Annotated in this window: 11 protein-coding genes; 3 read left to right on the top strand and 8 right to left on the bottom strand. The window is 72.9% G+C overall.

What is annotated here, in order from left to right:
- Positions 1–58: 58 nt before the first annotated feature.
- Positions 59–709, top strand: coding sequence for a TetR/AcrR family transcriptional regulator C-terminal domain-containing protein (locus tag OHS17_RS05160; protein WP_330311239.1), 651 nt, complete (start codon positions 59–61; stop codon positions 707–709).
- 40 nt (positions 710–749) lie between these two features.
- Here OHS17_RS05160 and OHS17_RS05165 read toward each other — a convergent pair whose 3' ends face one another.
- A complete protein-coding gene (locus OHS17_RS05165) occupies positions 750–1,799 on the bottom strand; it encodes a glucose 1-dehydrogenase (protein ID WP_330311240.1) in 1,050 nt (349 codons plus the stop codon).
- A gap of 25 nt (positions 1,800–1,824) precedes the next feature.
- The gene (locus tag OHS17_RS05170; RefSeq protein ID WP_330311241.1) at positions 1,825–3,174 is read right to left on the bottom strand and encodes a peptidase C39 family protein; all 1,350 of its coding nucleotides are present in this window, start codon (positions 3,172–3,174) and stop codon (positions 1,825–1,827) included.
- Between the two features lie 192 nt (positions 3,175–3,366).
- Between OHS17_RS05170 and OHS17_RS05175 the strand changes: the two genes are divergently transcribed.
- Entirely contained in the window at positions 3,367–3,951 is a 585-nt protein-coding gene (locus OHS17_RS05175) for a uridine kinase family protein (RefSeq protein WP_330311242.1), read from the top strand.
- Positions 3,952–4,340: 389 nt separating this feature from the next.
- Positions 4,341–6,230 carry an AAA family ATPase gene (locus OHS17_RS05180; RefSeq protein WP_330311243.1) on the top strand — a complete coding sequence of 630 codons (1,890 nt, stop codon included), beginning with the start codon at positions 4,341–4,343 and terminating at the stop codon, positions 6,228–6,230.
- A 48-nt stretch (positions 6,231–6,278) separates the two neighbouring features.
- On the opposite strand, the gene OHS17_RS05185 is transcribed toward OHS17_RS05180, so the two are convergent.
- The 6 genes from OHS17_RS05185 to ribH all read right to left on the bottom strand — a co-directional run bounded on the left by OHS17_RS05185 (position 6,279) and on the right by ribH (position 11,115).
- Positions 6,279–7,376, bottom strand: a complete 1,098-nt coding sequence (locus OHS17_RS05185; RefSeq protein ID WP_161212270.1) for a hemolysin family protein — start codon at positions 7,374–7,376, stop codon at positions 6,279–6,281.
- A complete protein-coding gene (locus tag OHS17_RS05190; RefSeq protein ID WP_073864298.1) occupies positions 7,373–8,734 on the bottom strand; it encodes a hemolysin family protein in 1,362 nt (453 codons plus the stop codon). Before OHS17_RS05190 ends, OHS17_RS05185 begins: the two co-directional genes overlap by 4 nt.
- A gap of 186 nt (positions 8,735–8,920) precedes the next feature.
- Entirely contained in the window at positions 8,921–9,385 is a 465-nt protein-coding gene (locus tag OHS17_RS05195) for a PH domain-containing protein (protein ID WP_330311244.1), read from the bottom strand.
- Positions 9,386–9,410: 25 nt separating this feature from the next.
- On the bottom strand, positions 9,411–10,259 hold the full coding sequence (gene hisG, locus OHS17_RS05200) for an ATP phosphoribosyltransferase (protein ID WP_073864302.1): 849 nt from the start codon (positions 10,257–10,259) through the stop codon (positions 9,411–9,413).
- 63 nt (positions 10,260–10,322) lie between these two features.
- Positions 10,323–10,595 (bottom strand): phosphoribosyl-ATP diphosphatase, encoded by a 273-nt coding sequence (locus OHS17_RS05205; RefSeq protein WP_018103937.1) that lies wholly within the window; start codon positions 10,593–10,595, stop codon positions 10,323–10,325.
- Between the two features lie 34 nt (positions 10,596–10,629).
- Positions 10,630–11,115, bottom strand: a complete 486-nt coding sequence (gene ribH, locus OHS17_RS05210; RefSeq protein WP_018524272.1) for a 6,7-dimethyl-8-ribityllumazine synthase — start codon at positions 11,113–11,115, stop codon at positions 10,630–10,632.
- Positions 11,116–11,121 lie beyond the last annotated feature (6 nt).

Here is an 11,121-nt window from a genome sequence, read left to right on the forward strand (position 1 = left end):
ACGCTGTTAAGTGCTCGTTGGTTCCGAGGATGTCCTTAACGGCGTTAAGCTGTCAAGCGTGAGTACCGACCGACGCGCCCCCCTCGACCGCCGACGGGTCGCGGACACGGCGTTGAGCCTGCTGAACGAGGTGGGCCTGGACGGGCTGACCCTGCGCGCCATCGCGAAGGAGCTGGACGTCAAGGCGCCCGCCCTGTACTGGCACTTCAAGGACAAGCAGGCGCTGCTGGACGAGATGGCGACGGAGATGTACCGGCGCATGGTCGCCGGGACCCCGCTCGACCCGGACGACACCTGGCGGGAGCGGCTGCGGAAGACCAACCACGCGCTGCGGACGTCGCTGCTCGGCTACCGGGACGGCGCCAGGGTGTTCAGCGGTTCGCGCTTCACGGGCGCGGTGCACGCCGAACAGATGGAGGAGAGCCTGCGGCTGCTCACCGCCGCCGGGTTCACCCTGGCCCAGGCGGTGCGGGCGGCCACGACGACGTACATGTTCACGCTCGGCTTCGTCATCGAGCAGCAGGGCGTCGAGCCCCTGCCGGGCCTGCGCCGGGAGGGCTTCGACGTGGCCGAGCGCGCGCGGATGCTGGCCGCCTATCCGCTGACCGCCGCGGCGGGCGCGGAGATCTTCGCGGACTACGAGCGGCACTACGAGGAAGCGCTCGACCTGGTGATCGCGGGCGTCGCGGCGGCCTACGGCGTGGACTGACGGCGGGCACGGCGCCCCGGCGCTCCAGGCGCCCTGGGCGTCAGTCGAGATCGATGACGACCTTGATGTCGCCCTCCTGCGGCGTGAACGCGTCGGCGGCGTCCCGCAGCGGCACCCGCCGGGTGATCATCCGCTCCAGCCAGGCCGGATCGGCGCGGCGGAGGGCCTCGGCGCCCGCGTGGTAGTGGCGCAGATTGGCGTTGACGGAGCCCACCACCGCGATGTTTCCCCGCACCAGCTCGTTGTTGAGCGCGCCCGCCGCCACCGGCAGCCGCTGGGCCTCGGGCGACACACCGATCAGGCAGACGATCCCGTAGCTCGCGGTCCCCCGCATCGCGCCCAGGACCACGTCTCCGGCGCCCGTCCCCTCGATCACGAGGTCGGGCCGGAGGGCGGAGGCGACGTCCTCGATGGAGCCGCTGTGGTACGTGGCGCCCAGGGCGGCCACCAGACCGGGCTTCGGCCCCGAGGTCACCCGGTCGAGGACGTGGACGTCGAGCCCGCGCTGCGCGCCCAGCAGCGCGGCGAGCAGGCCGATCGGCCCGGCGCCGGTGACCAGTACCCGCTCCGGCGCGAACCAGGAGCGCGCGCCGATGCGTTCGACCTGCTCCCACGCCTTGGCGAGCACGGTGGCCGGTTCGAGCAGGACGCCGACGCGCTCCAGGGACGGGTCGAGCCGGACCGCGTAATCGCTCTCGACGGTCCAGAACCGGCTGGCGTACCCGTGCCGTTCCCTGATCCCGCGCTCCGTGTAGCGCCCGTTGCGGCACATGTCGAACTCGCCCCGGGCGCAGGCGCCGCACGGTTCCGGATCGGGGCGCCGCACGACGCCCACGACCAGGTCCCCGGCGGCGAAGCCGCTCCCCGCGGGCGCCTGCCGCACCCGGCCCAGCGACTCATGGCCGAGGATCAGCCGGTCCTCGCCCCGCGGCGCGCGCCCGAGCCCTCCGGCCAGGATCTCCCGGTCCGTGCCGCAGACCCCGACGGAGATCCCGTCGACCAGGAGCTCCCCCGCGCCCGGCACCGGGTCGGGGACCTCGCGGACGGCGAGGCTGTTGCCGGCGGAGGGCCGGACGGTCACGGCACGCATGGGTCCCCTTCCCGGAGCGCCGGGCTCAGATCAGCCCGAACGACCGCAGCGCCCACCGCTGCGCCGGGGTCGGGTGGGCCGGCCAGTAGACGTAACAGACCCCGCCCGTCCCGCTCTTGACGTTGCCGCTCGCGTCGTACCGCTTGGTGCGCAGCCAGATGGTCTCCCACTCGTGGCGCTTGTAGACGTGGCGGACCGCGTCGTCATTCGGGGACGCGGGGTCGTTGGCGATGACGTCGCCGTCGGCGGTGAAGCCGATGACCGTCATCAGGTGGCCCGAGGTGCCGTAGCCCGCGCCGGTCAGCTCCTCCTTGAGGAAGGACTGGGAGGTGATGACGGGGATGCCCGCGCGGACCAGCGTCTCCACGTCGTTGAGGGAGCCGAGCCGGGTCACGGCGGAGCTCATGTCGGGGTACGTGGCCGCGTAGGCGGCGTTGAACGGCCAGTTGCCGCAGCCCTCGTACTGGTTGTCGTACGTGAAGCGGGCGGCGTGGCAGACCGAGGGATCCTGTATGCCGGGCTCCACCCAGGCCAGGTCGGCGGCGGAGGGCTTGCGGCCCCAGTACTCGATGATCATCTGCGAGGAAGTGGGGCTGCACCACGCCTCGCCGCCGTTGTCGTACTCCGGATACTGGCCGACGTGGACGTTCTGCGAGTAGCGCGGCACCGGCAGCTCGCGGACCAGGCCCGGGGTACTCGCGGGCACCGTGAAGCGGTCCGGGATGTCCGAGGCCATCGCGCCCACCCGCCACACCGTCGGCGTGAGGCGGCTGCCCGGGGTGCGGTACAGGGTCAGCCGGAGGCGGTACGTGAGCAGGCGCAGCCCGCTCGCCGCGTCGTCCACCGAGAAGGTGTCCGTCCAGATGGAGCTCTTGCCGTCGCTCTGGTCGTCCACCGAGGTGCGGCGGATGTCCGCGTCACCGGCGGCCCAGCGGCCCATCACGTACCACGGGGTCTCGGTGCCGTCCGAGTAGCGGCCGCACAGCTCGACCTGGATCCAGGTGCCGGCCGGGGTCTGTACGTTCCAGGAGGCGATCACCTCGGTCGCGGGCACGCGGGAGCGGTGGACGGGCGAGGTCCAGGTCGCGTACTCCCAGGCGGCGGTGGTCCCGGTGTGCGGGTCGGTGTAGTCCGTGCTGCCCAGCGGGTGGGCGATGACCAGACCGGCACGGCGGCCGGCGACCGCGCGGGTCCCGGCGCGGTCGCCGCAGCGCCAGTCGGTGTACGTGGTCCAGGCGTGGTGGTCCACCGCGGGCGGAGCGGGCCGGGCGCGGCGCGGGGCCGCCGCCGCGGCGGCGGACGAGAGCGTTCCGGCCCCGGCGGCCGCCACGACGGCGGCGGCGAGCACGGTGCGGCGTGAGGTGGGACTGGGCATGGGCGAGACCCCCGGTCGTCGTCTGCGGAATGGGGCTGCGGTGCACGACAGTGGGCCAACTATCGCGGGTCGCGTCCCGGTTCGGCCAGCGATTCGACCCGTGCCGATCAACCAATATTGGTCTGCACCACTGGCGTGACCTGCGGCTGGGCCGAACGGGCTACCGCCCGCCCCGGCTCGTAGGCTGGGCGCATGAACGATCTCGCGCACCACGCCGCGCGGCTCTCCGCCCTCCCGCCGTCCTGCGGACCGGTGCGGCTGGTCGCCGTCGACGGGCACGCGGGATCGGGCAAGAGCACCTTCGCCGGACGGCTCGCGGCGGCGCTCGGCGGGGCACCCGTGCTGCACCTGGACGATCTGGCCACGCACCAGGAGTTGTTCGCCTGGACCGGCCGGCTGCGCGAGCAGGTGACGGGGCCGCTGTCGCGCGGCGAACCCGCGCGCTACGCGCCGTACGACTGGACGGCACGGACCTTCGGGCCGGTCAGGACCCTGGAGCCCGAGCCCGTCGTCCTGATCGAGGGCGTCGGCGCGGGACGCGGCGCCCTGCGGCCCCTGCTGGCGCGGCTGTTGTGGATGGACCTGCCCGCCGGGGAGTCCTGGGCGCGCGGCCGACGGCGCGACGGACCGGCGCTGCGCTCCTTCTGGGACGGCTGGACGGCGGCCGAGACCGCGCACTTCGCGGCCGACCCGTCGCGCCCCTGGGCGGACGTTCTGGTACGGCAGTCGCCCGAGGGGTACGCGTGGCTGGAGGGACCCTTGCGGCAGCGGCGCTGAACCGTTCCGTCACCCCGTGTGACCGGCTCGCGCCGCCCTCTCGCGCCACCGGAAAACGGCTCGGAAGTACCTCAACTCCGCTTGACCCGGGGGCGGTACAGGTCTTACGTTCTCAATGTGCGGCTTTTCGGAGCCCCCACAGACACGAAGCCCCCGGTTGTTCCCCCGTGACCGGGGGCTTCGTTCTGCGCTCCCGGCACCCTTCCGGTGCCCTCTTCCTCACCCTGGGTCACGGCTCCTCTTCGGCCTGCGGCGCCCTTCGTCGGATACGCACCGCACAGGTACGATGCCTCTCGGTGCGGTCAATTCCCGTCCACGGCACAGCGATTCGGCGCGCCTCGGCGGGCTTTCGGGCGGGACATCCTGGGGGCACGTTTGTGGGGGACCTGATGGACTTCGGTACGCAGGGCGCGCAGGCCCCGGCCGACCTCGCCTGGCTGCGGGGCGTGGACGCCTACACGATGGGCGCGTATCCGCAGGCCGAGGAGGAGTTCCGGGCGGCCGTGGGCCAGGACCCCGGCATGGCGGACGCCTGGCTCGGACTGCACGCGCTGCGCGTCGACACCGCGTCGGCGCTGCTGCACATGCACCGCCACCGCGACCGCTTCGGCGAGCAGCGCACCCGCTACCGGCGCACGCTCAACTCCTGGTACTGGCTGGGCTGGTGGGTGCAGCCGGTGCTGGAGAGCCCGCGCGACCTGCTGCTCGCGCACGCCTCGCACTGGCTGGACGGCCGCCATGTCGCCGAGCTGGACCGGGCGCTGGCCGCCCTGCCGCCGGTGGAGACCGACCCCCAGGTCCGCTTCCTGCACGCCTGCCGCTCCTACCTGGTCAAGGACTGGGAACAGCTCGTGCGCCACACCGAGCAGCTGATCGAGGACCCCCTGCTGGGCATCGAGGCGGGGCTGTTCGGCGGGATGGCCCGGGTGCGCCTGGAGATGTACGGGCAGGCGGAACCGATGCTCGCGACGGCCCTGATGCGCTGCCGCAGCGAGCAGCCGCAGCGCAAGGAGCTGCGCTACTGGCTGGCCCGCGCCCACGAGGGCACCGGCCGCAGCGCGGCCGCCCTCCCCCTCTACCGCGCCGTGCACCGCATCGACCCGGCCTTCATGGACACCTCCGCGCGCCTCGCGGCCATCGCGGACTACGACGGACTCGACGGCTCCGAGGACGTGCCGGGGCTCGCGTCCGTCTCCCTGACCGGCGTGGAGGCGGACGCGTTCTACGCGGAGGGCGCCCCGCCGCCGGGCGCCGACCAGGCGGACGGGCGGGAGCTGCCGCCCGGCGGTGAGCCGCAGGACGTGCCCGGTGCCGGGGGCGCCCCGCTGCCCGGCGGGGTGCGGGCGAAGTCCCGGGCGCCGCGGCCGTTCCCGGCCGGGCCCAGCGACCCGGCGCTGCTGGCCGAGGCGCTGGCCGAGCTGGAGCGGATGGTCGGTCTGGAACCGGTGAAGCGCCAGGTCAAGGCCCTCTCGGCACAGCTCAACATGGCGCGCCTCCGGGCGAACCAGGGGCTGCCCGTACAGCCGCCGAAGCGGCACTTCGTGTTCTCCGGGCCGTCCGGCACCGGCAAGACGACCGTGGCCCGCATCCTGGGCCGGGTCTTCTACGCGCTGGGCCTGCTCGGCGGCGACCACCTCGTGGAGGCGCAACGGGCGGACCTGGTCGGCGAGTTCCTGGGCCAGACCGCCGTGAAGGCGAACGAGCTGATCGATTCGGCGCTGGGCGGGGTGCTGTTCGTGGACGAGGCGTACAGCCTGTCCAACACCGGGTACAGCAAGGGCGACGCGTACGGCGACGAGGCGCTTCAGGTACTGCTCAAGCGGGCGGAGGACAACCGGGACCACCTGGTCGTCATCCTGGCCGGCTATCCGGAGGGCATGGACCGGCTGCTGTCCACCAACCCCGGGCTCTCCTCGCGCTTCACGACCCGGGTGGACTTCCCCAGCTACCGGCCCCTCGAACTCACCGCGATCGGCGAGGTGCTGGCCGCCGAGAACGGCGACGTGTGGGACGAGGAGTCGCTGGACGAACTGCGCTCGATCAGCGGCCACGTGGTGGACCAGGGCTGGCTGGACGAGCTGGGCAACGGCCGCTTCCTGCGGACGCTGTACGAGAAGAGCTGCGCCTACCGCGACCTCCGGCTCTCCGGCTGTACGACCCTGCCCACCCGGGACGACCTCGCCACGCTGCGGCTGCCGGACCTGATGCAGGCGTACGGCGAGGTCCTGTCGGGGCGCGGACCGGTGGGCCGGGGGCAGCAGGAGCCGCCGGGCCTGTGAGGAACGGCGCTCCGGCCGCCGGGAAACCTCCGGCGGCCGGAGCCCGCCTCAGCCCACCAGGGCCGTCGCCCCGTCCGGGTCCGTCGTCCGCTCCTCCGTGCGGCGCGGCTCCGCCACCCGGTGCGCCGGGTCGCGGACCTCGCCGACCAGCGTCTCCAGGACGTCCTCCATCGCGACCAGGCCGAGCACCCGGCCGGAGGCGTCCGCGACCTGGGCGAGGTGCGTGGCGGCGCGGCGCATCACGGTGAGGGCGTCGTCCAGCGGGAGTTCGGCCCGGACGGTGGCCATCGGGCGCCACAGCTGCTGCGGCACCGCTCGGTCGCCGTCCTCCAGGTCGAGGACGTCCTTGACGTGCAGGTAGCCCATGAAGGGGCCGCCGCCCTCGGCGCAGACCGGGAAGCGCGAGAAGCCCGTGCGGACCGTCAGCTCCTCGATGCGGCGCGGGGTGACCGAGGGGTCCACGGTCACCAGGGACGCCCGGCGCAGCAGGACGTCGGTGACGGGGCGGCTGCCCAGCTCCAGGGCGTCCTCCAGGCGTTCCTGCGCCTCGGGCTCGATGAGGCCGGCCTGCCCGGAGTCCTCCACGAGGCGGTTGAGCTGCTCGCTCGTGAAGACGGCCTCCACCTCGTCCTTCGGTTCGACGCCGAAGAGGCGGAGCACCAGCCGGGCGCAGGCGCCGAGCGCCGCGGTGACCGGGCGGCAGAGCCGGGCGAAGCCGACGAGGCCGGGGCTCAGCCAGAGCGCGGTCTTCTCGGGCGCGGCCATCGCCAGGTTCTTCGGGACCATCTCGCCGATGACGAGGTGGAGGAAGACGACGAGGACGAGCGCGAGGACGTAACCGAGCGGGTGGATCAGCCCCTCGGGCAGGTGCACGGCGGCGAACACCGGCTCCAGGAGGTGGGCGACGGTGGGTTCGGCGACGGCTCCGAGGGTCAGGGAGCAGACGGTGATGCCGAACTGGGCCGCCGCCATCATCTGCGGCAGGTTCTCCAGGCCGTACAGCACCTGGCGGGCGCGGCCGGAACCGGCGGCGGCGAGGGGGTCGATCTGGCTGCGGCGGACGGAGACGAGCGAGAACTCCGCGCCGACGAAGAAGCCGTTCGCGAGGACCAGGAGTCCGGCGAAGACCAGCTGGACGAGGCTCATCGCGCCGCCTCCAGGACCGCCGGCTCCGAGGCGTCCGCACCGGCGGCGGCCGCCACCCGGACGAAGCGGACCTTCTCGGCCCGGTAGTGGCCGACCTGGCGGACCGCGATCCGCCAGCCGGGGAGCTCGGCCCGGTCGCCGGGCGCGGGGATGCGGCCCAGCAGATCGGCGACGAGCCCGGCGACCGTCTCGTACGGGCCGTCGGGCACGTCGAGTCCTATGCGGCGCAGGGTGAGGACCCGGCAGCTGCCCTCGGCGTCCCAGGCGGGGCTGCCGTCCTCGGGCGGGGCGGGGGCCAGCTCGGGCCGGTCGGCGCCCTCCGCGTCGTGCTCGTCGCGGACCTCGCCGACCAGCTCCTCGATGATGTCCTCCAGGGTGACGACCCCGGCGGTGCCGCCGTACTCGTCGACCACGACGGCGATCGGCTGCTCCTTGCGGAGCCGCTGGAGGAGCTGTTCGACGGGCAGCGTCTCGGGCACCAGGAGCGGCGGCACGGCGATCCGGCCGGCCGTGGTGCGCAGCCGGTCGGGGGCCGGGACGGCCAGGGCGTCCTTGAGGTGGATCATGCCGACGACCTCGTCGATGCGTTCCCGGTAGACAGGGAAGCGGGACAGGCCGGTGGCCCGGGTGAGGTTGAGGACGTCCTCCGCGGTGGCGGAGGTCTGCAGGGCGCTGACCTTCACGCGCGGGGTCATGACGTGCTGGGCGGTGAGCCCGGCGAGCGACAGGGTCCGGACGAAGAGGTCGGCGGTGTCCTGTTCGAGGGTGCCCGCCTCGGCGGAGTGCCGGGCGAGGGAGACCAGCTCGCCCGGGGTGCGGGCGGAGGCCAGTTCCTCGGTGGGCTCGACGCCGAGCAGGCGTACGAGACGGTTGGCCGCGGTGTTCAGGGCGCCGATGACCGGCCGGAAGAGCCGGGTGAAGCGGGCCTGCGGTCCGGCGACGAACCGGGCGACGGTCAGCGGGCGGGAGACCGCCCAGTTCTTCGGGACGAGCTCGCCGATGACCATCTGGACGGCCGCCGCGAGCAGCATGCCGGTGACCACGCTGACGGTGGGCACGGCGCCGTCGGGCAGCCCGGTCAGGGCGAAGGGTCCGTCCAGCAGCTGGGCGAGCGCCGGTTCGGCGAGCATGCCGACCACCAGGGAGGTGATGGTGATGCCGAGCTGGGTGCCGGAGAGCTGGAAGGAGAGCTCGCGCAGGGCGTCGGTGACGGTGCGGGCCCGCCGGTCGCCCTCGGCGGCGGCGCGCTCGGCGTCCGCGCGTTCCACGGTGACGAGACCGAATTCGGCCGCCACGAAGAAGCCGTTGGCGAGGATGAGAAGGAATGCCGCGCTGAGCAGCAAGAGGGGGGTTGTCATGCCGCCGCCTCCGCGGAGGGGGCGGCGCAGGTACTACCGGACGATCCGTCCATTGCTGGAGGGAGTCACTCCTCGGGTCGCAGGAAAATCCCCGCCGGCCGCAGGGGCCTTCGGGCGGGGCGGGGCGCGCACGGGGCGCCACCGCCCTCCAGAGTAATCAACGGGAGGCCGTACGGGGCAAGGGGCTCAGCCGTTGTCCGTGCCGATGCCGTGGTTCTCGGCGAGGGCGCGCAGGGCCCGGGCGTCCTGGATGGCGCGCTGTTTGGCGATGCCGGGCTGGATGCCGAGGGCGGGCATGCTGGTGCCGTCGCTGAGGTCGAGGAAGACCCACGGGTCGCCCACCCGCAGGTTGACGCGGACGATCTCGGCCCAGGAGAGACGGCGGCTGCGCGTGAGGTTGACCACCGTCACGCCCTCCTCGTCCGCGACGACCTTGGGGCGGCTCAGCAGCGCCAGGACGCCGAAGAAGAGCAGCGCGGTGAAGACGAAGCTGACCCGCTCCCCCCCGCTGAGCTGTTCGAGGGTGAAGGCGACGACGGTGATGACGGCGAACATCACCGCGCCGACGGTCAGCAGGACCACCCGGGTGCGGGTCGGCCGGAAGGTGACCGGCAGGGCCGGCGGGCCGGGCGGCGGTGTGGGGGCTGACATCGTGCTCTTCTTCCGTCCCCCGCCGTCAGAGACGGCAGGCGTGGATCGCGGTGGTGAGGATGGCGCGGGCGCCGAGGTCGTACAGGTCGTCCATGATCCGCTGCGCCTCGGCGGCGGCGACCATGGAGCGGACGGCGACCCAGCCCTCGTGGTGCAGCGGGGAGATGGTCGGCGACTCCAGGCCCGGGGTGAGGGCGACAGCGCGCTCCAGGTGCTCGACGCGGCAGTCGTAGTCCATCATCACGTAGCTGCGGGCCACCAGGACGCCCTGGAGGCGGCGCAGGAACTGCTGGACCTTGGGTTCGTCGGCGGGGGCGCCGGTGCGCCGGATGACGACGGCCTCGGAGGTCATGATGGGCTCGCCGATGACGTCGAGGCCCGCGTTGCGCAGGCTGGTGCCGGTCTCCACGACGTCCGCGATGACCTGGGCGACGCCGAGTTCGATCGCGGTCTCGACGGCGCCGTCGAGGTGGACGACGGAGGCGTTGACCCCGGCCTCGGCGAGGTGCTTGGCGACGATGCCCTCGTAGGAGGTGGCGATCGTCAGGCCGTCGAAGCCCTCGGGGCCCGCGACGGTCCCGGGCTTGGTGGCGTAGCGGAAGGTGGAGCGGGCGAAGCCGAGCTGGAGGATCTCCTCGGCCTCGGCACCGGAGTCCAGCAGCAGGTCACGGCCGGTGATGCCGATGTCGAGGCGGCCCGAGCTGACGTAGATCGCGATGTCGCGGGGGCGCAGGTAGAAGAACTCGACCTCGTTGGCCGGGTCCACCAGGACGAGTTCCTTCGACTCCTTGCGCTGCTTGTAGCCCGCCTCATGGAGCATCGCCATCGCAGGCCCGGAGATAGCACCCTTGTTGGGGACGGCGATGCGCAGCATGAGGTCGGGTTTCCTTTGCGAAAGGTGTGGCGGGATGACGTACGGGAGGGTGCGGGGCCTGGCTCAGAGGTGGGCGTAGACGTCGTCCAGGGAGATCCCGCGCGCGACCATCATCACCTGGACGTGGTACAGCAGCTGCGAGATCTCCTCGGCGGCGGCGTCCTTGCTCTCGTGCTCGGCGGCCATCCAGACTTCGGCGGCCTCCTCGACGACCTTCTTGCCGATGGCATGGACCCCCTTCTCCACCAGTTCGGCGGTGCGGGAGGTGGAGGGGTCGCCGTTGGCGGCCTTGAGCTGCAGCTCGGCGAAGAGCTCTTCGAAGGTTTTGTTCGCCATGATGTGCTCAGAATACGGGGTGCCGCGCCCGCACTCAGCGCCAGGGTTCGCTGACCGAGCGCAGTGTGGCGGCGGTGGCGACCGCGGCGGTGACCGCTTCGTGCCCCTTGTCCTCGTTGGACCCTTCGATGCCCGCGCGGTCGAGTGCCTGCTCCTCGGTGTCGCACGTGAGTACGCCGAAGCCGACCGGGACGCCGGTGTCCACGGCGACCTGGGTCAGGCCGTTGGTGACGCCGTGGGACACGTATTCGAAGTGCGGGGTGCCGCCGCGGATGATCACGCCGAGGGCGACGATCGCGTCGTACCCGCGCCCGGCCAGCACCTTCGCCACGACGGGGAGCTCGAAGCTGCCCGGGACCCGCAGCAGGGTGGGCTCGTCGATGCCCAGCTCGTGCAGGGCGCGCAGGGCGCCGTCGACCAGGCCGTCCATGACCTTCTCGTGCCACTGCGCGGCGACGACCGCCACACGCAGGTCACCGCAGTTGCGTACGGACAGTTCGGGTGCGCCCTTGCCGCTCATGTCTCT

The sequence above is a fragment of the Streptomyces sp. NBC_00523 genome (genome assembly GCF_036346615.1).
Taxonomy (GTDB): Bacteria; Actinomycetota; Actinomycetes; order Streptomycetales; family Streptomycetaceae; genus Streptomyces.

Bases quoted from the DNA above. Each gene is read 5' to 3' on its own strand.
- hisG (WP_073864302.1), bottom strand. From the start codon at position 10,259: ATGCTGCGCATCGCCGTCCCCAACAAGGGTGCTATCTCCGGGCCTGCG.
- ribH (WP_018524272.1), bottom strand. From the start codon at position 11,115: ATGAGCGGCAAGGGCGCACCCGAACTGTCCGTACGCAACTGCGGTGAC.
- OHS17_RS05195 (WP_330311244.1), bottom strand. From the start codon at position 9,385: ATGTCAGCCCCCACACCGCCGCCCGGCCCGCCGGCCCTGCCGGTCACC.
- OHS17_RS05175 (WP_330311242.1), top strand. From the start codon at position 3,367: ATGAACGATCTCGCGCACCACGCCGCGCGGCTCTCCGCCCTCCCGCCG.
- OHS17_RS05180 (WP_330311243.1), top strand. From the start codon at position 4,341: ATGGACTTCGGTACGCAGGGCGCGCAGGCCCCGGCCGACCTCGCCTGG.
- OHS17_RS05205 (WP_018103937.1), bottom strand. From the start codon at position 10,595: ATGGCGAACAAAACCTTCGAAGAGCTCTTCGCCGAGCTGCAGCTCAAG.
- OHS17_RS05190 (WP_073864298.1), bottom strand. From the start codon at position 8,734: ATGACAACCCCCCTCTTGCTGCTCAGCGCGGCATTCCTTCTCATCCTC.
- OHS17_RS05165 (WP_330311240.1), bottom strand. From the start codon at position 1,799: ATGCGTGCCGTGACCGTCCGGCCCTCCGCCGGCAACAGCCTCGCCGTC.
- OHS17_RS05185 (WP_161212270.1), bottom strand. From the start codon at position 7,376: ATGAGCCTCGTCCAGCTGGTCTTCGCCGGACTCCTGGTCCTCGCGAAC.
- OHS17_RS05170 (WP_330311241.1), bottom strand. From the start codon at position 3,174: ATGCCCAGTCCCACCTCACGCCGCACCGTGCTCGCCGCCGCCGTCGTG.